At 39.0% G+C, this 20360-nt stretch carries 25 protein-coding genes; 18 read left to right on the forward strand and 7 right to left on the reverse strand.

The features are described from left to right. Nucleotides 1-50: 50 nt before the first annotated feature. Nucleotides 51-965, reverse strand: coding sequence for an EamA family transporter (locus M028_RS0105445; RefSeq protein WP_026572999.1), 915 nt, complete (start codon nt 963-965; stop codon nt 51-53). Between the two features lie 183 nt (nt 966-1148). On the opposite strand from M028_RS0105445, the gene M028_RS0105450 reads away from it, so the two are divergent. Beyond that, complete coding sequence (locus tag M028_RS0105450) at nt 1149-2474, forward strand: MDR family MFS transporter (protein WP_026573000.1); 1326 nt, start codon at nt 1149-1151, stop codon at nt 2472-2474. A gap of 71 nt (nt 2475-2545) precedes the next feature. Here the strand turns inward: M028_RS0105450 and M028_RS0105455 are convergent, their stop codons facing one another. Continuing rightward, nucleotides 2546-3514: a DMT family transporter gene (locus M028_RS0105455; RefSeq protein ID WP_026573001.1), complete on the reverse strand. Its 969-nt coding sequence runs from the start codon at nt 3512-3514 to the stop codon at nt 2546-2548. Nucleotides 3515-3670: 156 nt separating this feature from the next. Here M028_RS0105455 and M028_RS29480 point away from each other — a divergent pair, with 156 nt between their 5' ends. The 6 genes from M028_RS29480 (at nt 3671) to M028_RS29485 (ending at nt 8028) form a co-directional block, all read left to right on the forward strand. Next, the gene (locus tag M028_RS29480; protein WP_051590944.1) at nt 3671-3913 is read left to right on the forward strand and encodes a replicative helicase loader/inhibitor; all 243 of its coding nucleotides are present in this window, start codon (nt 3671-3673) and stop codon (nt 3911-3913) included. A gap of 60 nt (nt 3914-3973) precedes the next feature. After that, complete coding sequence (locus M028_RS0105465; RefSeq protein WP_026573002.1) at nt 3974-4627, forward strand: GntR family transcriptional regulator; 654 nt, start codon at nt 3974-3976, stop codon at nt 4625-4627. 207 nt (nt 4628-4834) lie between these two features. Continuing rightward, entirely contained in the window at nt 4835-6178 is a 1344-nt protein-coding gene (gene glyA, locus M028_RS0105470; protein WP_026573003.1) for a serine hydroxymethyltransferase, read from the forward strand. Nucleotides 6179-6338: 160 nt separating this feature from the next. Continuing rightward, complete coding sequence (locus M028_RS0105475) at nt 6339-6764, forward strand: DMT family transporter (protein ID WP_026573004.1); 426 nt, start codon at nt 6339-6341, stop codon at nt 6762-6764. A gap of 25 nt (nt 6765-6789) precedes the next feature. After that, nucleotides 6790-7488, forward strand: a complete 699-nt coding sequence (locus M028_RS0105480) for a Crp/Fnr family transcriptional regulator (RefSeq protein WP_026573005.1) — start codon at nt 6790-6792, stop codon at nt 7486-7488. Nucleotides 7489-7518: 30 nt separating this feature from the next. Continuing rightward, on the forward strand, nt 7519-8028 hold the full coding sequence (locus tag M028_RS29485; protein WP_051590945.1) for a DMT family transporter: 510 nt from the start codon (nt 7519-7521) through the stop codon (nt 8026-8028). Between the two features lie 18 nt (nt 8029-8046). Here M028_RS29485 and M028_RS0105490 read toward each other — a convergent pair whose 3' ends face one another. From M028_RS0105490 to M028_RS0105505, 4 genes are all read right to left on the reverse strand, one after another. Beyond that, nucleotides 8047-8451, reverse strand: coding sequence for a hypothetical protein (locus M028_RS0105490; RefSeq protein ID WP_026573006.1), 405 nt, complete (start codon nt 8449-8451; stop codon nt 8047-8049). Nucleotides 8452-8582: 131 nt separating this feature from the next. Beyond that, on the reverse strand, nt 8583-8819 hold the full coding sequence (locus M028_RS0105495; protein ID WP_035423783.1) for a hypothetical protein: 237 nt from the start codon (nt 8817-8819) through the stop codon (nt 8583-8585). Nucleotides 8820-8869: 50 nt separating this feature from the next. After that, nucleotides 8870-9103, reverse strand: a complete 234-nt coding sequence (locus M028_RS0105500; RefSeq protein ID WP_026573008.1) for a spore germination protein — start codon at nt 9101-9103, stop codon at nt 8870-8872. Continuing rightward, the gene (locus M028_RS0105505) at nt 9100-9342 is read right to left on the reverse strand and encodes a hypothetical protein (protein WP_026573009.1); all 243 of its coding nucleotides are present in this window, start codon (nt 9340-9342) and stop codon (nt 9100-9102) included. The genes M028_RS0105500 and M028_RS0105505 overlap by 4 nt, the downstream gene beginning before the upstream one ends. 221 nt (nt 9343-9563) lie before the next feature. Between M028_RS0105505 and M028_RS29490 the strand changes: the two genes are divergently transcribed. Beyond that, on the forward strand, nt 9564-10088 hold the full coding sequence (locus M028_RS29490; protein WP_035423785.1) for a hypothetical protein: 525 nt from the start codon (nt 9564-9566) through the stop codon (nt 10086-10088). Between the two features lie 193 nt (nt 10089-10281). Here M028_RS29490 and M028_RS0105515 read toward each other — a convergent pair whose 3' ends face one another. Then, nucleotides 10282-10959, reverse strand: coding sequence for an SOS response-associated peptidase (locus M028_RS0105515; protein WP_026573010.1), 678 nt, complete (start codon nt 10957-10959; stop codon nt 10282-10284). 333 nt (nt 10960-11292) lie between these two features. On the opposite strand from M028_RS0105515, the gene M028_RS0105520 reads away from it, so the two are divergent. The 10 genes from M028_RS0105520 to M028_RS0105565 form a co-directional block, all read left to right on the forward strand. Further along, nucleotides 11293-12030, forward strand: a complete 738-nt coding sequence (locus tag M028_RS0105520) for a GntR family transcriptional regulator (RefSeq protein ID WP_231510771.1) — start codon at nt 11293-11295, stop codon at nt 12028-12030. A 67-nt stretch (nt 12031-12097) separates the two neighbouring features. After that, a complete protein-coding gene (locus M028_RS0105525) occupies nt 12098-12940 on the forward strand; it encodes a fructoselysine 6-kinase (RefSeq protein ID WP_026573012.1) in 843 nt (280 codons plus the stop codon). 102 nt (nt 12941-13042) lie between these two features. Then, complete coding sequence (locus M028_RS0105530; protein WP_026573013.1) at nt 13043-14338, forward strand: ABC transporter substrate-binding protein; 1296 nt, start codon at nt 13043-13045, stop codon at nt 14336-14338. A gap of 56 nt (nt 14339-14394) precedes the next feature. After that, a complete protein-coding gene (locus tag M028_RS0105535; protein ID WP_035423786.1) occupies nt 14395-15282 on the forward strand; it encodes a carbohydrate ABC transporter permease in 888 nt (295 codons plus the stop codon). A gap of 4 nt (nt 15283-15286) precedes the next feature. Further along, nucleotides 15287-16189, forward strand: coding sequence for a carbohydrate ABC transporter permease (locus M028_RS0105540; RefSeq protein WP_026573015.1), 903 nt, complete (start codon nt 15287-15289; stop codon nt 16187-16189). A gap of 138 nt (nt 16190-16327) precedes the next feature. After that, nucleotides 16328-17293 carry an SIS domain-containing protein gene (locus tag M028_RS0105545; protein ID WP_035423787.1) on the forward strand — a complete coding sequence of 322 codons (966 nt, stop codon included), beginning with the start codon at nt 16328-16330 and terminating at the stop codon, nt 17291-17293. Between the two features lie 67 nt (nt 17294-17360). Then, complete coding sequence (locus tag M028_RS0105550; protein WP_026573017.1) at nt 17361-18374, forward strand: SIS domain-containing protein; 1014 nt, start codon at nt 17361-17363, stop codon at nt 18372-18374. 285 nt (nt 18375-18659) lie between these two features. Next, entirely contained in the window at nt 18660-19211 is a 552-nt protein-coding gene (locus M028_RS0105555) for a GNAT family N-acetyltransferase (RefSeq protein ID WP_026573018.1), read from the forward strand. An 89-nt stretch (nt 19212-19300) separates the two neighbouring features. Then, a complete protein-coding gene (locus M028_RS0105560; protein WP_026573019.1) occupies nt 19301-19711 on the forward strand; it encodes a VOC family protein in 411 nt (136 codons plus the stop codon). 331 nt (nt 19712-20042) lie between these two features. Further along, on the forward strand, nt 20043-20360 hold a 318-nt coding region (locus tag M028_RS0105565; RefSeq protein ID WP_026573020.1), incomplete at its 3' end, for an aromatic amino acid lyase.

Here is a 20360-nt window from a genome sequence, read left to right on the forward strand (position 1 = left end):
ACACGGTGCCTGGCACCATTGTGAATTTTTCACTAAGTCTACATACCGTTTTAAGTCCGTTTTACCGCTGATAAAATAAAAATGGTCGTAAGTATGCAGGCGGCACCGATCCATTCAAAAACACCGAATGGAACATGAAGCCAGGCTACTGCTAAAAACGCTGCAGATAATGGTTCTACGCATGCTAAGAGGCTTGCTTCTGAAGCTTCTATGTATTTTAGGCTTTCCATATAGCAAAAAAAGGCGACTAACGTACCAAAGATCACTACAAAAAGAACCGCCATCAACGCAGAGAACGACCACGACCCACGAAATTGCCATGGGGGCTGAAAAAAGCTGAAAACTACACCGCCAATTAGCATCCCCCAGCCCGTTGTAATCAAAGAACCCCATGCATTTAATAGTTTCCTAGGATAAAGGGTATAAAAGGCCAAGGCAAAAGCGGAGAGAATTCCCCAGAAAAACGCCGGTCCGGAAATGGAAAGTGCCTGGATATTCCCATTTGTAACGAGAAAAAAGGTCCCTAAAAGCGCTAAACCAATGGCGATAATTTCATGTTTAGCAGGTAATACCCGTGAACGGAAACAAAGATAACAGGTAATCATAACCGGCGCCAAATATTGGATAATGGTAGCGGTAGCGGCATTTCCTTCTTTTACAGCTGCAAAATAGGTATACTGAACACCGAGCATTCCAATGATTCCAAACACAACTAATTGCAATACAGCTGATTTATTTTTCCATATGGTCCATATATTTTGTTTTCCACCAAAACGGGAAAATAATAATAACCCCAATCCAGCAAAAAGCAGCCGGATCACGACGAGCCAGCTGACACTGAATCCTTGTTTTTGAAACAAGAACTGTGCAACCGTACCCGAAATCCCCCAAAAGGAAGCACCAATGAGTACTAAAATAACTCCCTTGAATCTGGGGTTGGGCATAACAACAACTTGCGAATCCAAACCAATCCCTCCAAAACTCTTCAAATTACAAACATACTAAATTATAACAATCTTTTTTAGATTATGGCTATTCAATTTGTTAAATTTGCAATCTAGAAAAAGAACATTAGTTTTTGTATAATAGTAAAGTAACTCTTTTTTAATAGAAAAATATGGAAATCAACAAGTTTTATGGGGGGCTTTATGAATAAAAATAGGTATGTATTTTGGGGTCTGGTCATTACCACCCTTATTTCGGCACTTGATGCCAATATTATGCAAACAGCAAGTCCGACGATTGTGAAACAGCTTGGCGGAATGGAGCTGTTTGCTTGGATCTTCTCAGTATATATGCTCGCAAGTACGGTTACTGTGCCGCTGTACGGAAAATTATCCGATATGTACGGAAGAAAACGGCTGCTTATCATTTCAGTAGCGATCTTTACCATCGGTTCTTTGCTTGCAGGATTGGCCAATTCAATGGTCTCGTTAATTATTTACCGTGGTATCCAAGGGTTAGGAGCAGGAGGAATGCTGCCGATCTCGATGATCATTGTCGGTGATTTATTTACGATTGAAAAACGGGGGAAAATTCAAGCTGTCTTTAGTGGAATATGGACATTGTCTTCGATTGTAGGACCTGTTCTTGGTTCTTTTTTTGTTGAAACCTTAACGTGGAGATGGATTTTCTTTATTAACATTCCGATTGGAATTGCGACGGTTCTATGCTTAATCCCCTACAAGGAACAAAATCAATTTAAAAAGACTTATATTGACTATAAAGGTTTTGTTTTATTTGGTCTTTCCATCACGCTTTTATTGCTCGCCACAAACGTAGCAGAACCATTATGGTATGTTGCCTGTGGAATAGTCGGAATGGTCATATTCCTGCTTGTGGAAAGGAAGGTAGAGCAGCCCTTTCTTCCAGTTTCCTTGTTTCAAAATAGGGGAACCTTAATGGTCAATCTTTACATGTTATTTCTCTGTATTTCTTTTTTCGGAACACCGAACTATATCCCGCTGTTTTTGCAAGAAGGCAGCCATATGAACATTTATCAAAGCGGTTTGATTCTATTGAGCATTGCTATTGGCTGGACGTTCGGAAGTACGCCGGCAGGAAAATGGATTATACGTTACGGCTATAAAAAATTGTTCATTATTGGGAATCTTATATGTACCCTTGCAGGGCTGATCATCTTTTTTGTCATTAAAGACGTATCCTATTTTTTATTGTTTGGTCTTTTGACCGTTCAAGGATTTGCGTTTGGTTTATTATTCGCCGTTGGGACGATTGCTTCGCAGGAATTTGTGGAAAACAATATTAAAGGGATGTCTACTTCCTTGCAAATCTTTATTCGAAACATTGGAACGTCCATTGGGGTAACGGTCATGGGGCTGTTTATCAATCATGCTGCGACAATGGTGATAGGGATGAAAAATATTTATCTTTTCGCCCTATGTGTCAGTGTGGTATCGATTGTGGTTACGTTTTTCATTCCGGCAAAATCACCGGTTGGAAACGAAGGCTAATCTTTTGAAAAAGCTGCCATTATAATAGAGCGAAAAAACCGACTCATTAAAAAGTCGGTTTTTCGCTCTATTTAAGCCACTGATTTTTCAAAATTGCTTTCTTCATGTTTAATTGAAACATAACTATGCAAAATCATGCCAAGTATGACGATTAGAATACCGCACCAAGATAAAGGAGCTGGAATTGGCAGCGATAAAAATACTAGTTCACCAGCTAATGTAAAAAGGACTTCCATTGATTGTGTGGCTTCAACTGAAGCTAATTTTTGAATATTTCCTCGTACCATATCCGTTGCTTTGAAAAATAAGACAGTGGCAACAACACCAGAAAAAAGTGCAACTAATAATGATTGGAAGACCTGCCCCTTGCTCGGTAGGCCTACGCTGTAAAAGCCATATAAGGAAAGTACAAACCAGAATGGGAGACTTGCAAGAGTCATCCCTAACACTCTTTGAAAAGTATCTAAACGCCCTTCACAGATGTCCATCATTTTTCGGTTCCCTAAAGGATATGCAAAGGATGCGATCAGTACAGGTATAACTCCGAGGAATAAATTTTCAAAGGAAAAATGTTTCGAATGTTCAATTTGCATTAAAACAATACCTAACAAAATGATAAGTGACATGATTAGACCTTTATAAGGAATTTTTCCCCTTGTTTGTACAGGTCCATTTTTTGTGTATATTGTTTCAAAAAATAGCGGTGCGAGTAATGTACCTGATATAATCGTGATTTGCCAAGTACCTGCAATAAGCCAACCAGGTGAATACGCAGATGCCAAGCATAATGGAGCATAGAATACACCAAATCCCACAGAACTCCATAGAATCCAAGTTCCGGGTTTTTTTCTCAATTCATTTAAAAGCGGACGAAGATTTTTTCTACTTAGTACGATACACATAAGAAAGGGAACCATAAAGATATATCGCAGCGAAGCACTCCAAATCCAACTGCCTCCAGACAACTCCATAGATGAATTAAGAACAAATGTAAAAGCAAAAAAGAAGGAGGCACAAATGCCGATTAAAATTGGTTTCAACTGAAGTTCACCTCTGTTCATTCTCTAAATAATAAATGTTTAATACTTTTTATAATGTCTTTTTCATAAAACCAATATATCGCATCGTGGTTATGAAGGCAATCAGATTATTTTTTTCGCAAAAGGGAAAAATAACAAATAAGGAGGGGGCACAATGTGACCAAACAAGAGGTTTTGAAAATTATCGTCCTAATTGAATCCGTATATAAAGGCTTTATGACCAAAAATGAAACCATTACTTTTTGGTTCAAATATTGCCCAGAGTTAGATTTTACTATGGTTATGACAAAACTAAAAAGGCATATCCGAACAAATCCTTATCCTCCGACTATTACCGACTTGACAGAAGAAACTGAGAACAAACCATCTCATTGGTTACATGAATATAAAACAATTTGAGCCCAATGTTTCCCTTACACGACAATTGACATCCGAAAAACCTGTTGATATATTGGTTTTATGAAAACAATAAAAACCATTGACCGTCCTGTATTAAGAGACCAAATATACGATTCTTTGAAAAAAGCAATTATTACTATGGAATTGGAACCTGGGAAACGCATATTGGATAAGGATTTGGCTGCGGAATTTGGTGTTAGTCGAACTCCTGTTAGAGAAGCACTAAAAAGACTGGAGGATGAAGGGCTTGTAGAGTCCCTGCCAGGTTCGCAAACAAGAATCACGAAGATCAATTTAGAGGAGGCACGGAATGCATTTACGGTTGTCGCAGCTTTAAACAGTTTAGCTGCACGCCTTGCTATCCCGCAGATTTCTACTAAAGAAATTGAGCAAATGGAAACCAAAAATAGCGAACTGCAAAAGGCATTAGAAGCGAAGGATATCATTGGAGCAGTGGAGGCAGATGACCAATTTCACCACGTTCTCTTAAAAGCTTCTCACAATCCGGAAATAGAAATAGCGCTAGAACGAATAATGACCAAAATCAGGAGATTGGAATTCTCTAAGTTTAGTTCTGTGGATGGTCATCATTCACTCGAGCAGCATCGGCAAATCATTGAAGCATGTAAAGCAAAAAATAGTACCTTAGCAACTGCCTTAGTGGAGGAAAATTGGTTGAGTTTAAGTAGAGTTTTAATCGGGGAATCCGAGTAGAGTACGGCAAAACGTCGTGCTCTTTTTTTATCGGAACAATTGACTAAATAATCAAAAAATAAATTGACCGTCTAACCAATATGCGATATATTGGTTATAAGCAAGGCCCAATTCATTTTTACATAAACAAAAAACAGCCTTGATAACTATTACTCCAAATCAGTCAGAAGTAAGATACTCAATTGACCAATTAGGAGGTAAAGTAAAATGAATTCAACATCAACCACAACGCAAAACCTCGAAGTCCATGACCAAAAGGTATTAAACTGGGCAAAGGAAATCATCGAAAACAGTTCATCACCACGATTAATCCAAAAGGAAATCATTAATGCCGTAGACAGAAACGCGATTTGGAGAGGACAGGAATGTCTCAATTTATTGGCTCCAGAAGCGCCAACCAGCCCGACCGTCCGACAATTATTAGCATCAGAAGTAGGAACACGAGCAGCAGAAGGCCATATTGGTCCAACGCAAAGATGGTTTTCCGGAACAAAGTATATCGATGAAATTGAATCCCTTTGCGTGGAATTACTCAAAAAAGTATTTAACTGCAATTATGCAGACCATCGTCTTGTTGCAAGCATGATCGGAAACATGACGGTTTATGCCGCCCTAACAAAACCGGGAGATAATATTTTGACCATTGCCCAGCCATTAGGCGGCCATTCTAGTAATCGATATGATGGTCCAGCCGGGATCCGAGGCTTGAATATTTATGATGTTCCAATGGACCCGCTAGATTTGGTGGTAGATATAGATGAATTTGCAAAAGTAGCCAGGCAGGTAAAACCAACATTGGTGACCCTTGGAGCCTCGATGACACTCTTCCCATTCCCGCTTAAGGAAATGTCCGATATTGTTAGCGAGTGGGGAGGGAAAATATTCTTTGACGGTGCCCACCAACTGGGACTGATTGGAGGCGGCCAATTCCAAGATCCCCTCAACGAAGGTGCTTGCATAATGACAGGTTCAGCGGGAAAAACCTTCAGCGGCCCACAAAGCGGCATAATTGTTTGGAATGATCCAACCCTCACTCAGCCTGTTTGCGATACGATTTTCCCAGCGCTTGCGGCTACCCACCAAGTAAATCGTGTGGCGGCACTCGCCGCATCAGCTGCTGAATTCCTCGCTTTCGGAAAAGAGTATATGGCGCAAATCGTTGCCAATTCTAAAGCACTGGCAAAAGCGCTTCATGACAGAGGAATCACGGTCCTTGGTGCACATAAAGGATTTACGGAAACTCACCAAGTCATTGTTGATGTCAAGAAATTCGGCGGTGGTTTGGACGTGGCTCATAAGCTTGCCAAAGCAAATATAATTACAAACAAAAATTTGATTCCAAGCGATAAACCGGAAGATTGGGATTATCCAAGCGGCTTACGGATTGGAACCATCGAAATTACCCGCTTAGGGATGAAGGAAGCTGAGATGGATATCATTGCAGATTACATCGTCCGAGTCCTAGAGGATCAAGAGCCGGTTGAATCCGTTAGAAAACGTGTTATAGACATGCGAGCAGGCTATCAAAAAATTCATTACTGTTTTGATTGATATGTGAATAATTGATGAAATATAAATGTTAGAAATCCTGTATTGATTTGATCATACAGGATTTTTTTGTTTAGATAATTTTAGGGACATATGTCCTTCCTCTCATTTAAGCAAAGGATATATCATTTACATATTGATTGTTAAAAGAGGAGAGGAATAAATGAAAGGGATTCTATTTGCGTTTTTAGGAGGAGCTTTTATTACCCTTCAAGGTGTTGCTAATGCACGGATCAGTCAGGATATTGGTACTTGGCAAGCGGCAACCATTACTCAATTTACGGGATTCATTGCGGCCTTGGTGATCCTCCTATTTGTTCGTGATGGAAAATGGCAAATGTTTAAACAGGTGAAACCATTATATTTAACGGGAGGCGCCTTTGCGGCGGTCATTATCTATAGTAATGTTACGGCTATTCATCATATCGGTATCACTCTTTCAATCGCCGCAATCCTCATTGCCCAGCTTGGCCTGACCTTCATCATTGATAGTAAGGGATGGTTTGGTGTGAGGAAGCAGAAGATGAACCTGTCACATTTCATCGGGATTATAATGATGATTGCTGGTGTGTTAATTCTAAAATTTTAATGGGAACGGTAGGAGAAATCACGAAATGAAAGAAATCAAAAATCAAGAACAATTGAATGATTTTTTGCAAATGTACGAACTGGAGCCCATTTTTAACGAAAAATTATTACCCTATTTATCACTGTTCCACTTTGAACAAGGTGAGAATATATGTTCTCAAGGAGATGCCGCAGAGTTTCTATACGTTCTTGTGAAGGGGAAACTAAAAATCTATACAAACTCAGTTGAAGGGAAAACCCTTATTCTCTCTTTTAAGACCCCACTTGAAGTGATTGGCGATATTGAATACGTCCAAAATATTCATTTTATCAATACAGTTGAGGCGGTATCACCAGTAACTTTGATTGGTGTTCAGCATCACTGGTTGAAAAAATACGCAAGTGACTATTCTCCGTTTCTCCAATTTTTACTAAAAATCATCACAGAAAAGTTCCATCTTAAATCCAATTCGATGAGCTTAAGCCTGATGTATCCAGTCGAAGTACGTTTAGCCAGTTATTTATTATCGGTCTCATATGATGAAACAAATTCTCCAGTGAACAAGCAACTAAGTTCAGTTAATCTTACGGATACAGCTAATTTCATTGGTACTAGTTATCGGCATCTGAATCGCGTCATTCAAAAGTTTTGTGAAGAAGGACTTGTTGAACGGAACAAAGGCTCCATTATGGTTAAGGACAGGGACGGCTTACAGAAGCTTGCCATTCAACATATTTACGAATAGTCTTTCGCAGGAAAGAAGGGGGGAATTCGAATGGTATTTGGATTACTGATATCGCTTCTTGCAGGAGCATTTCTCAGTGTGCAGAACATTTTTAATAGTAAAGTGAATGAACGAGCAGGATCATGGTCAACCACCACACTCGTCCTAGGAATGGGCTTCCTCGCATCATTGACATTTGGAACCATTTTCGAAGGAAAAAATCTATTTGTCTTGCAAGGTATGAGGACTTGGTTTTGGTTCAGCGGGTTGATTGGAATAGGAGTGGTGATGTGCCTTGTGAAGGGAATGCGTATCTTAGGTCCTACTTTTTCCATCTCAATCGTTTTGACATCACAGCTGGTCTTTGCCTTACTGTGGGATTCTCTTGGATGGTTTGGACTCGAACAGGTTCCTTTTACTTTTAAAAAATTAATTGGTGTCCTCGTCATCGTTGCCGGTATTTTGGTTTTTAAATTTGGAGGAAGTAAGCAAGGGATTTTAAAGAGAGCCGCTAGCTCTGGGAATGATATTAAACATAAAAACCATGGATCTGTTTTGTAAAGATCCATGGTTTTTATATTATCTTGGTGTCAGAGGCTTTACGGAAATCGCTGGGGAAGAGGTTTTAATAAGACAGCCGTCTAAATGCTCTTGATTTAATAGCCCAAGTTGAAGAGCAGCTTTAATTTTACCATCATCCGGTTTTTTCACAATTTGAATCAAATCATTCATTTGCAATTCTTCTAGTCTCTTAATCGTCAATTCATCGTTATATTTCTCGGTGTTGCGAATTTGTCGTTGAAGTTTGTAACCGCTAATTGTAATTTCTCCTTTTACATTCTCGCCAACAAACTGATCAAAGTAGTGCTGGAAGGACTCCTTCAATTGATTCATTTCCAATTCAATTTCTTTTTTCTGTTTATTCAGTTCATAATATTTCACTAACATTTCGCCAGTAACTGAGGTTTCGTTTTTGTTTTTCATGTTGTTCTCCCCTTCACACGAACGTACATTCTATATTATGAAATGCATAGCAAATAAATTACTGTTTAGGAAAAATTCATAGCCTATAATTAAAAGGAGTGAAGAATCCCTTCCGATTCCTCACTCCTTTCTTAAATAATGCTATTTTTCGTAATCCATGTGTCATTTAAATCACTATCATAAACATACGAGATAGGAATAAAAATGGGAACAATGTCGCCATTTTGCTCTCCAAATCCTTGATTTCTTTTATAGCTGACAAACTGGTCCCGAATTTGATTTGCCCCTATATTCATGATGGAGGCGTGGTCAAACACATTTATTTTATAGCCTAACAAATTGATTTCTGTTGGCGCGAAAATAACCATCAAAATCACCCCATAGAGTTAGACATTTCTAAAAAACCCTAGGCTAATGTTTAAATCACACTATTTTTTACGGAATTTGAATCAACAACATCTGGATCGACAACCCATGAAATAGGAATATTGACCGGCGATATATCACCATTCTGTTCGCCAACTCCTTGATTCCTTTTATAGGCAACTAACTCATCGATTATTTGATTGGGGCCAAAATTTACGTAGGAAGAGTTATCAATGGCATTTACTTTAAAACCAAGAAGATTTATCGCATACGGCCCAACGATCATTTCCATCCCTCCCTGTTTATTTTCACTCTTGGTGAATCAAATGGTTCGTCATCATATGTGGCATGGATCGGAATCATAATCGTAGTTAAGTCAGCCATTTGTTGGCCATAGCCTTGATTTTTTTTACCGGACACATTAACCCCAACTATATAATTCTCTCCGAAGGATACCAATGAAGCATGATCAGGACTTCCCATTTTCAAACCGCCAATATTAATCTTTGTTGGAATAAAAAACATGTATTGTCCTCCAAATTACAGCATTTTTAAGTGAAAAAATACGATATTTTTATAGTTTATTCGTTTAACGGTGAAAAAATAACAGGTTTAAATAGTGGACCAACCAAATTCGTTTTTAGCGCACAAAGGCAGATTTATTTTTATATTTGGGTAGCTGCCTATGCCTTTTTACTTCGTTAACATAGTCTAGACTGTAACCTATAAAAAGGAGTGTGTGCTTCATGGGATTTAATACAGGAGCGATGAGTGGATTTCCTGGTACTGGTGGAATGGGAAGTATGGGTGGAGTTCCCGGTATGACAGGTGCGGGAAGCACAGGAGGAGTTCCCGGAATGACTAGTATGGGTAGCATGGGAGGAGCTCCCGGTATGACTGGTATGGGCAGTATGGGAGGAGCTCCCGGTATGATGGGTATGGATGGAATGACTGGTTTTCCTGGTCATGGATTTGATGGAATGCATGGAATGGGTGGTTTCCCAGGTCATGGATTTGATGGGATGCATGGATTTCCCGGTCAAGGAGGAATGGGAACATTCCCAGGACATGGATTTGGAAGTATGGGTGGATTCCCAGGATATGGAGGATACGGAAGCATGGGAGGTTATCCTGGCTCCAGTGGTTTTGGAGGATACCATGGATATCCTGGATTCCCGGGAGTAGGGGGAACCCAAATGTTTGGTCCACAAGGCGGAATGACAGGTTTCCCTGGTTATGTACCGGGGGCAATGGGAGGTTTTCACGGTTAAATAAACCATTCCCGCTGAATTTTAAAAATAAAGTGGTGTCCCAAAAGCTTGGGACACCACAAAAAAAACGAAAGTGGTCGTTTCCACTTTCGTTAGAAGGAAAAATGTTTGGGTTACTACAAAGTATGTTGATGCTTGTACGTCGATGTAGTTTACTTGTCCTATATTAAAAAAATATTATTTAAAAATGGGTCTAACAAATTTGTTGGACGAGCTCGATCGAATTATTCTTAGGTGAATTAACCAGAGGCGAAACCTCATAAGCATCCATTAATCGCTCATCAAACGGTTTTAAAAATCCCATTAAATATTCTAGATTCGAAACAGAGGGATCCAGCCATATTTTTTCGTCCTCCGGCCTGAGAATGACAGGCATACGGTCATGAATATCCTTCATTAATTCATTTGGCTGGGTTGTGATAACCGAGCAGGAATAGAGGGGTTTACCATCAGGTGATTTCCAGGTCCCCCAAATTCCCGCCATCGCAAATAAATGATTGCTTTTCAACTTTATACGCATCGGCCTTTTTGAGCGATCCTCCAAACGTTTCCATTCATAAAAACTATCGGCTACAATTAAGCAGCGTTTCCGTTTAAAGGAATCCCGGAAGCTTGGTTTCTCAGATAAAGTCTCTGCCCGGGCATTAATCATTTTGTTGCCAATGGAAATATCCTTTGCCCATGAGGGGACGAGACCCCATTTTAAAAACCCCATTCGATTCATCGTTCCATCATTTATGATGGCTAAAACCTGTTGAGAGGGTGCAATATTATAACTTGGACTATACAGTTCCTCATCCAGAAAAGAATGAACATCAAAACGGTCCAATACTTCCTCAAGAGTTGCAGTTAACGTAAATCGGCCACACATACTAAAATCACCTCTGTAATTGAGTGTAACAAAGTTTTTGATATTTTTTAAAGTTTTTAATTCAATTCTATTGACAAGGCAGAAAATTTAAATTATTTTAATAGTAATCCTAGCTAAAAGACTACCACAAAAATTACATCATACAAATTTACCTTCCAAATAGAATCTACTTAAATTGAAAGCGCTATCTTATACTTATGATTTCCATTAACCTCTAAGCTTTATCTACCTAGACCCTTTTAAATCCTTTTAATATTTATCGCAAGTGGTATATACCATTTCCAGGAAAAATGAGATAATAAATGAAAACACTAAAAAATTGGAGATCATCAGATGACCAAAATGATGAAGGACGAAGAAGCAATTCCATTTTATAAACAATTAAAAGATAAAATTCTTGATGATATTGAAATTGGCAAATTAAAGCATGGAGATAAGCTGCCATCGGAAAGAGAACTGGCTGACCAATATGGAATCAGCCGAATGACCGCAAGACACACCTTGTCCATTTTAGAAAGAGAAGGTGTAGTAGAAAGACGAGTAGGCTCAGGAACTTTTATTTCGAATAAAAAAATAGAAATGGACTTTATTACCTTTAACAGTTTTACAAGAAACATGATTAATAGGGGGTTAACTCCTAGCACCCAGGTTCTTTCGATTCGAAAAGTAGAAGCAAAACCGATGTTAGCAAACAAATTAAAAATAGCAATTGGTGAATCAGTGACAGCAATCAAACGCTTGCGGCTTGTTGATGACATGCCAGTCGCGATTGAAGAATCATTTATTCCCGAAAAACTTTGTCCTAATCTCGATCAAATTATCACCGATAACAGTTCCCTATATGAGATTTTAGAAAACCATTATGGTATCGTCCTCGTCAAGGCAAAGGAGTACATGCAGGTTACATACTCTGTGGAAAGTGACAGTAAGCTATTAAAGATTCGATCGGAAAGCCCTTGTATTTTTCAAGAAGCAGTTGCCTTTGACCGAAATGAGCAGGAAATTGAATTTTCTACCTCGTTAACCAGAAGTGATATCGTTAAATTTTATTCTGAATTGAATCTCCAATAACAGAGATTTCGTTCAGATTTAGTTGAAATGGTATATACCATTAAGAGCCAAACTAGGAGGATGAATCATGAAAGTAATTGGTGTTGGAGATAATGTAGTAGATAAATATCTTTATAAAAGGACCATGTATCCAGGTGGCAATGCTTTGAATTTTAGTGTTTATGCAAAACAGCTTGGCATGGAGTCTGCCTATCTTGGCGTTTTTGGCAGCGATCGTGCTGCTGAACATATAACCAAAACCCTACAAAATTTAGAAGTCGATCTATCACATTGCAGGTATCATGATGGTGAAAATGGTTATGCGCAGGTAGATTTAGTCGATGGCGACCGGGTATTTATCGGCGGCAATGGGGGAGGCGTCCAAAAGGACCATCCAATTGTCCTTACCGATGAGGAATTGGAATATATCAAAACCTTCGAAATTGCTCATAGCAGCATATATAGCGAGATGGAAGCGGAATTACATAAGTTAAAAGAAGCAGGGGTCAAAGTATCCTTTGACTTTTCGGCTGACTATAATGATGAAATTTTAGAAAAAACGTGTAAGCATGTGGATTTCAGTTTATTGTCCTGCGGTCAATGGAAGGATGAGGAAGTTGAGGAACTTTTAAAACGAGTTCACTCCTATGGAAGCACTCTAGCAATTGGTACGATGGGTTCACGCGGTTCCATGGTTTATGATGGACAAACCTTTTATCGACAGGAGCCTCATTTTGTTCAACCCGTCGATACATTAGGTGCAGGAGATTCTTTCTTCACCGCCTTCATTCTTCATTATCTTAAAGGAAAGAAAGAAAAAACAATGAAGACAGAAGCTGAGCTCATCAAAGCGAGCTTGGCAGAAGGAGCAAAATTTGCTGCGAAAACCTGTCTTGTCGACGGTGCTTTTGGGTATGGGATTTCATTCTAATCCCCTTTAGGGGGAGGAATTTTATTAAAAGGATCCACAGGGGGTGTCATACATTAAATGGTTTGAAAGTTTAGTATTTTTAAAAAATAGGAGGGTTAATGAATGGGTAAAAAAATGAAGATTTTATTAGTAGCCATACTAATGTTTGCACTCGTGTTAACAGGATGTTCAAGCTCTTCCTCAACCAAGGAAGACGAGTCGGGTAAAATCGTTCTAAAATTTTTGCATAAGTGGCCGCAGCCAGAATACGCTCCCTATTTTGAAGAAGTTGTAAAAGAATTTGAAAAGCAAAATCCAAATATCAAAGTAAAAATGGAAGCGATTGCAGACGAGCCAATTAAGGATAAGCTCCGTGTCATTCTTGGCGGCAACGATGTTCCTGACATCATGTTCTCTTGGTCAGGAGAGTTTGCGAGAAAATTCGTTCGTGCCGGTGCAGCCTTAGATTTAACTCCTTATTTAAATGAAGATACCACATGGAAAGACAGTTTCATTCCAGCCTCTTTGCAGCCTTTTAGCTCTGACGGCAAAAACTATGGAATTCCACTTCGCTTTAACGGAAAATTCTTTGTCTATAACAAAAAAATATTTGATAAGTACCACTTACAAGCACCAAAGACGTGGGATGAATTTGTACAAGAGTTAGACACCTTGAAAAAGGGTGGAGAAACCCCGATTATTTTTGGTAACCAAAGCCCTTGGGCAGCCATTCATTACTTAACGGGACTAAACCAAAAACTAGTAGCACAGGATGTAAGAATGAAAGATTATAATCCTAAATCTGGAGAATTTACGGATCCTGGTTATGTAAAGGCAATGGAGATGTTTGCTGACTTGAATAAAAATGGTTACTTTATGAAAAATGCCAACTCTACTTCTCATGATATGGCGAAACAATTGTTCCTGGCAGGGAAGGGAGCCATCATGTATGTTGAATTAGAAGAATTCCCGGATATCGAAAAGGGCTTAAAAGGAAACTGGGGCTTCTTCCCGATGCCGTCGATTACAGATGGAGCAGGAAATCAAAACTTCATTACTGGTGCACCGGATGGATTTATCGTTTCATCAAAATCCAAGCATCCTAAAGAAGCGATTAAATTCCTAAAATTCTTAACTAGCAAAGAAAATGCTATAAAACTGACAAAACAGCTTAGCTGGCCAAGCCCGATTGAGGGTGCAACAACCCCTGAAACTTCCTTGAAACAAGTAGCAGAAGGCGTTGATTTCATGAAGAAGGAAGAGGGCATGGCTGAATGGCTAGACACAGACGTCCATGCAAAGGTTGCAGATGCATACCTAACGAATATTCAGCTATTGCTTGACGGCACAAAATCCCCGGAAGAAATTATCAAACAAGTTCAACAAGTAGCGAAACAAGTACAAAGTGAAGTGAACTAAAAGATGAAAGGGTAGGCAATTGTATAACTGCTTACCCCCTCTAAGGAGGAAGAAGGATGACGAAAACATTTCGAAATAGCCGTACAGCCTTATTTTATATTTTACCAGCACTTCTTCTCATCCTGTTGTTTGTGTTTCTGCCGATTGTTCTAAATCTTTACAACAGTTTATTCAGGTGGAATTCATTTTCGGCAGGAAAAACGTTTGTTGGCTTAGAGTACTACACCAGGCTCTTCAAGGATCCCGTTTTTTATATTGCCTTAAAAAATAATTCTCTCTACGCTGTCATTTCATTACTATTCCAGGTTGGAGGCGGGTTAATTATTGCCGCCATTTTAGAAGATAAACTGATTAGAAGATTTCAACCATTTTTCCGAACTGTATTTTTTATCCCTTCCGTTATTTCCATCGCCGTTGTTGGTTTACTATGGCAGCTGATTTATAATCCGGAAGTTGGTCTCGTTAATAGTTTTTTAAAATTCATTGGTCAGACTGAATGGGCGCATTCTTGGCTTGGGGATAGTAAAGTTGCCATTTATGCAGTTGTTGCCGTTTCGCAATGGCAGTATACAGGTTACATGACGATGCTGTTCTTGATCGCAATGCAAAAAATTCCATTTGAATATTATGAAGCAGCCATGATTGATGGCGCATCTAAGATAAAAACCTTTTTCAATATAACACTTCCACAAATCAAAGAAATGACCATCGTGGGTATGGTGATTACCGTAATTGGTGCATTCAAAGTGTTTGATGAAGTGTATATCATGACCTTTGGCGGGCCTGGTCAATCGACAGAAGTGTTAGGAACGATGCTTTACCGGGCAGCTTTCCGAAATGATGAAATGGGCTATGCTTCCACAATTGGAACAGTCATTTTCGTCATCACTCTCATCCTATCCTTAATCCAAATGAAACTAGGAAAATCAGGACAGGAGGCGTAAGAAAATGACGACAAGAGAAAATCCAGTGGTTAAAACAAACGAATTCCGGCCAGTTGGAACAGTAGGGCCGAAGATTTCAACAAAGATTAAAAATAAAATCTTTCAAGGGACAGTTCTTGTCTGGTTTAGTATTTTTGCCATTTGTATTATCTATCCGATCATTTGGCTTGGATTAAGCGGACTAAAATCGAATAGCGATTTCTTCTTAAGTACGTGGTCTCTGCCAAAAGAATGGCTTTGGAGTAATTATAAAGCCGCATGGGACGCGGGAATTGGTCATTTCTTTTTAAATAGTGTTCTTGTGACAGTGGTCTCCGTTGTATGTGTACTCCTATTCGGATCGATGGCAGCCTACGGGCTGAGCCGCTTTCACTTTAAAGGTCAGAATTTCTTATTGATTATTATCCTAAGCGGTTTGATGCTTGCGCCGCAGGTTAGCTTGATCCCGCTTTATAAATTGTTGCAGGCCATTGGACTATATAACACTTATGGAGCCTTAATCCTGCCTTATGTTGCGTTTCAATTGCCATTTGCGATTTTCTTAATGCGATCCTATTTTCTCTCCATCCCCCATGAGCTTGAAGAATCGGCTATTCTCGATGGATGTAATAGTTGGAAAGTCTACCGGCATATTATTATTCCGATGGGTAAACCCATCATTGCTTCCTGTGCGTTGTTGACGGGAATGAACGTCTGGAATGAATTCATGTTTGCCCTTGTATTCGTTGAAGATTCCAGCCTTCGCACGATCCCAGTCGGCTTAATGAACTTAAGAAGTCAGCTAAATACGGATTTTGGAATTCAATTGGCCGGTTTGGCAATATCCGCTTTGCCGATGATTATTGCGTACATTATTTTTCAAAGACAATTCGTTCGCGGCTTATCGGCTGGAAGTGTAAAAGGATAATCAAGGGTACCATGATAGTTGGAATAGGGAAGAAATGTACTTTCCTATTCCACGTAAATTCGTTTCTCACGATTGGTTTAAATGGTATATACCAAATAACCAATTTGAAAAAATATAGATTTTAAAGGAGGATACAAGATGTTAGCAGAGGTACAAAAAGCGTTAGATGTGTTGAAGGAAAGGGATATTGACCGTGTATATTTCGTCGCATGCGGAGGCTCTTCCTCACTTATGTATGCAAGCAAATATGTGCTGGACCGAGAAAGTGAGACGATTGACTCTGATCTCTACAGCTCCAATGAGTTTGTCCACCGTAATCCGAAGAGATTAAACGAAAATTCGTTGGTGATCTTATGCTCACATTTCGGAAAAACACCGGAAACAGTGGAGGCAGCACGTTTTGCCCGTGAGAAGGGCGCGTTAACCATTTCCTTGACCTTTGATGCAGACTCACCGCTTGCCCAAGTTTCTGAGAATGTTATCGTCTACCATGATAAAGAAGACTCAAATTATGTAAACGAAGCCCCTGCCATCATGCTCGAACTTGTCTTCGGCCTTTTAGCAGAAAAGGAAGACAACGAAAAATTCAATGATATCCTGTCCTCCTTAGAAAATCTAAGACCGCTTTTAAACAAAGCAAAAGAAGAGACTTTTGCCCAAGCGAAAGAATTTGCTGAGTCCTATAAGGATGAAAAAATTATTTACACGATGGGAAGCGGCGCAAACTATGGAATTGCCTATTGGTTTGCGATTTGTCTCCTGATGGAAATGCAGTGGATCCATTCTCATGCCATCCACGCAGGTGAATACTTCCACGGCCCATTTGAAATTTTGGATAAGGATGTCCCAATTATTCAATTAGTCGGCTTAGATGAAACCCGTCCATTAGAAGAGCGCTCTTTAGAATTTACCCAACGCTATGGTGAAAGAGTGATTGTAATAGACGCAAAAGACTTTGATTTAACAGGTGTTGCAGAAAGTGTGAAAGGTTACATTGCTCCACTCGTCCTGCAAACCGTTTTACGTCAATATGCTGGTGAGTTAGCAGAAGTGCGCAACCATCCATTAAGCACCAGAAGATATATGTGGAAGGTTCCTTATTAAAGGGTAAGACAGCTAATAAACTAGAAGTCTATTAAAATATTATTAAATAAAATTTGGAGGGATTATCTTGTTAAAATTCGAACACGATACTTTTTTAGAATATGTTGGTAAAGAAGCAGTAGCGAAAAGAGAAGAAATTGAAAAAGTAGTCGATGAAATTTCCGCTAATGGCTATAAAAATATCTTCCTTATCGGATCCGGCGGAACAATTGCGATGATGTACCCATTCGAATATATCCTAAAATCGAATTCTACCGTAGAGGTTCATGCAGAAATTGCTGCTGAATTATTAGTGATGAATAATCGCCATCTTTCAAAGGAATCCGTTTGTATTTTCGCATCTGTTACCGGGACAACTAAAGAAACGGTAGCAGCAGCCGAGTTCTGTAAGGAGAAGGGGGCCACCACCATTGGATTGGTCGCTGAACCTGGTACACCACTTGCCGAAGCCGTTGATTATTGCATTTCAACCGGGCATGAGAAGCATTCGTTCGATACATTCTTCCTTCATTTACAACTGTTGACATTCCGTTTTATCCATAACAACGATGAATTCCCGCAATACGAGCAATTTGCAAAAGAAATCGCCCTGCTGCCAGAAGGAATTGTGAATGCTTTAAAAGCCTTCGATTCTCGTGCAGAACAATTTGCGATCCGGCATAAAGATACGGGTTACCACATGTTAGTTGGTGCAGGTAATCTATGGGGAAATACCTATTCCTACGCGATGTGTATTTTAGAGGAAATGCAATGGATTAGGTCTAAATCGATTCATGCTGCTGAATTCTTCCATGGTACACTTGAGCTTGTTGAGGACGACACCAGTGTCATTTTATTTAAAGGAGAAGATGAAACTCGTCCATTGGTTGATCGTGTGGAACGATTTGCTGAAAAAATAACAAATGAATTATTCATAATTGATACGAAAGACTATCCTCTTGAGGGCATTAGTGAGGAATTCAGAAAACACTTTGCTGTAAATTTAAACTGGGCATTAACAGGTCGGATTAGTGTCTACCTGGAGCGTGAAAGAAACCACCCATTAGAACTTAGAAGATATTACAGAAAAATGGAATATTAAGATAAAACTGAGGTTATTATTAAAATTCCATACAAATGTTAAAATCCTAGTAAAATATATTTATTTTAAATATTCAATTACTTTTACACTTTAAACTGTTGAAAGAAAATTTTGAAAATGTTACTATTGAGTTGTTTAAATTCTTCTGAGTTTAGACCTCCTAAACTGAAGCTTAGCCTTGACCACTAAGCTTTACTTTGGACCTTTGAGACGTACTCAAAGGTTCTTTTTTTTGATGAAATCGGCTAAGATGGAATCAATATTATTTTGACGGAGGAAACTTCAGTGGATTTTAAGACTTTTGATCGTTGGGATGAAGGAATCTGGTATAAGGTAAGTCCTATTTATCAAGGAGCCTTTGGAGATAAAGGAGCGAAACCGGAAAAGGTTATCCGCAACATGTTCCGTAAGCAAATTTGCTTCCTCCATGTTGCCTTCCAACAAGATCTTCCCGTCGGACTGGCACTCACTGGAAAATTAAAGGGAATGAATGCGCTGCTGATCGATTACATTGCTGTTGACCATGATAAAAAGGGTCATGGGATTGGCTCAAAAATCTTACAATTCATTAAGGACTGGTCATCGGGTGAAGAAGGATTTGACAGTATCGTGATTGAGGTCGAATCAGAGATAAGTGCTGAAAATCAGGAGCGTATCCATTTTTGGAAAAAGAATGGTTTTACCTTAACTGACTATATCCATCGTTATATTTGGGTTCCGGAAACTTATCAGGCCATGTACATACAGCTCTCCCCGAATGAAAAATTCCCCAAGGACGGGAAACAGCTTTTTAAACATATTGGTAATTTTCATAAGGAATCTTTTCAAGGGACCTAATATGTTTATAAATGCCAACCGAAGTAAAAAATGATATATTGTGGACAGAGAGGAAATTCTCTCCAAGATCATATAAAGGGAGTGTCTAAATGAAGGGCCAAATCACACCGTATCTTATGTTTGATGGCAATGCCAGAGAAGCTTTGGAATTCTATCGTGAAGTGTTTCAAGGGGAAATACTAAACGTTAAAACTTATGGGGAGTCAGGCTATAATAATTCTCCGGAGGCTCAAAATCTTCTGATTCATGCCCAATTCAAAAAAGATGATTTATTCATTATGGCATCTGATGCCTTTCCTGGAAATGTGATTAATCGAGGAAATAACATTTCGTTGGCACTTGATTTGGAAAGCGAAGATGAAATTAATCGATTATATGATGCCTTACGTGAAAACGGGAAGGTCTACATGGAACTTCAGGATACCTTCTGGGGAGCAAGATATGCAAAAGTAACGGATCCTTTTGGAATTGCATGGGATTTAAATTATCAAAAGTCATAAAAGCAGCTAGTAAAACAGAGCACTCAAATTGAGTGCTTTTGTTTTTGGCTAAAAAGATCCTTTGCACCTTCAAAATTAAAGCCTTTCATCTACTGTTCTGCTAAAGCGCTATTGTGCTAAAATTCTGAAAATTCTATTGACAGACCTGATAGCATCACATAGAATAATAAAGAATTTAAAATATAATGATGGGATTGATCATTCATGAGGCATCGAATAAAAATTGTTCAAAATTCAAAAATGGTTTTAAAAGAGGCTGGACTCCAATTCTAAGTGAAATGGAATCCAGCCTCTTTCTTTATTTTACTAAAGTGGTAGAGGAGAGATATAAATGATTACATTAACTGGCCAAGGTTTAACGTTAAAGGAAATGAAAGAAGTATTATACGGTGGTCAAAAGGTCCAAGCATCAGATAAAAGCATGGAAGCAGTAAAAAAGAGCAGGGAAGCAGTAGATCGAATCGTTTCAGAAGGAAGAGTGATTTACGGAATTACAACTGGATTCGGTAAATTTAGTGATGTATTAATCGATCAAAACGATGTTCAAGACCTTCAGTTGAATCTGATCCGTTCTCATGCATGCGGCGTCGGCGAACCATTCCCTGTGGATGTAGCAAAAGCAATGGTACTTCTTCGTGCCAATGCACTT

Source organism: Bacillus sp. UNC438CL73TsuS30, assembly GCF_000482325.1.
GTDB lineage: Bacteria > Bacillota > Bacilli > Bacillales > Cytobacillaceae > Neobacillus.

Coding starts and splice junctions, on each gene's coding strand:
- M028_RS0105540 (WP_026573015.1), top strand. CDS start 15,287: ATGACGACAAGAGAAAATCCAGTGGTTAAAACAAACGAATTCCGGCCA.
- M028_RS0105480 (WP_026573005.1), top strand. CDS start 6,790: ATGAAAGAAATCAAAAATCAAGAACAATTGAATGATTTTTTGCAAATG.
- M028_RS0105495 (WP_035423783.1), bottom strand. CDS start 8,819: ATGGTTATTTTCGCGCCAACAGAAATCAATTTGTTAGGCTATAAAATA.
- glyA (WP_026573003.1), top strand. CDS start 4,835: ATGAATTCAACATCAACCACAACGCAAAACCTCGAAGTCCATGACCAA.
- M028_RS0105530 (WP_026573013.1), top strand. CDS start 13,043: ATGGGTAAAAAAATGAAGATTTTATTAGTAGCCATACTAATGTTTGCA.
- M028_RS0105505 (WP_026573009.1), bottom strand. CDS start 9,342: ATGTTTTTTATTCCAACAAAGATTAATATTGGCGGTTTGAAAATGGGA.
- M028_RS0105535 (WP_035423786.1), top strand. CDS start 14,395: ATGACGAAAACATTTCGAAATAGCCGTACAGCCTTATTTTATATTTTA.
- M028_RS0105560 (WP_026573019.1), top strand. CDS start 19,301: ATGAAGGGCCAAATCACACCGTATCTTATGTTTGATGGCAATGCCAGA.
- M028_RS0105490 (WP_026573006.1), bottom strand. CDS start 8,451: ATGAAAAACAAAAACGAAACCTCAGTTACTGGCGAAATGTTAGTGAAA.
- M028_RS29485 (WP_051590945.1), top strand. CDS start 7,519: ATGGTATTTGGATTACTGATATCGCTTCTTGCAGGAGCATTTCTCAGT.
- M028_RS0105525 (WP_026573012.1), top strand. CDS start 12,098: ATGAAAGTAATTGGTGTTGGAGATAATGTAGTAGATAAATATCTTTAT.
- M028_RS0105545 (WP_035423787.1), top strand. CDS start 16,328: ATGTTAGCAGAGGTACAAAAAGCGTTAGATGTGTTGAAGGAAAGGGAT.
- M028_RS0105465 (WP_026573002.1), top strand. CDS start 3,974: ATGAAAACAATAAAAACCATTGACCGTCCTGTATTAAGAGACCAAATA.
- M028_RS0105500 (WP_026573008.1), bottom strand. CDS start 9,103: ATGATCGTTGGGCCGTATGCGATAAATCTTCTTGGTTTTAAAGTAAAT.
- M028_RS29490 (WP_035423785.1), top strand. CDS start 9,564: ATGGGATTTAATACAGGAGCGATGAGTGGATTTCCTGGTACTGGTGGA.
- M028_RS0105475 (WP_026573004.1), top strand. CDS start 6,339: ATGAAAGGGATTCTATTTGCGTTTTTAGGAGGAGCTTTTATTACCCTT.
- M028_RS0105515 (WP_026573010.1), bottom strand. CDS start 10,959: ATGTGTGGCCGATTTACGTTAACTGCAACTCTTGAGGAAGTATTGGAC.
- M028_RS0105520 (WP_231510771.1), top strand. CDS start 11,293: ATGACCAAAATGATGAAGGACGAAGAAGCAATTCCATTTTATAAACAA.
- M028_RS0105450 (WP_026573000.1), top strand. CDS start 1,149: ATGAATAAAAATAGGTATGTATTTTGGGGTCTGGTCATTACCACCCTT.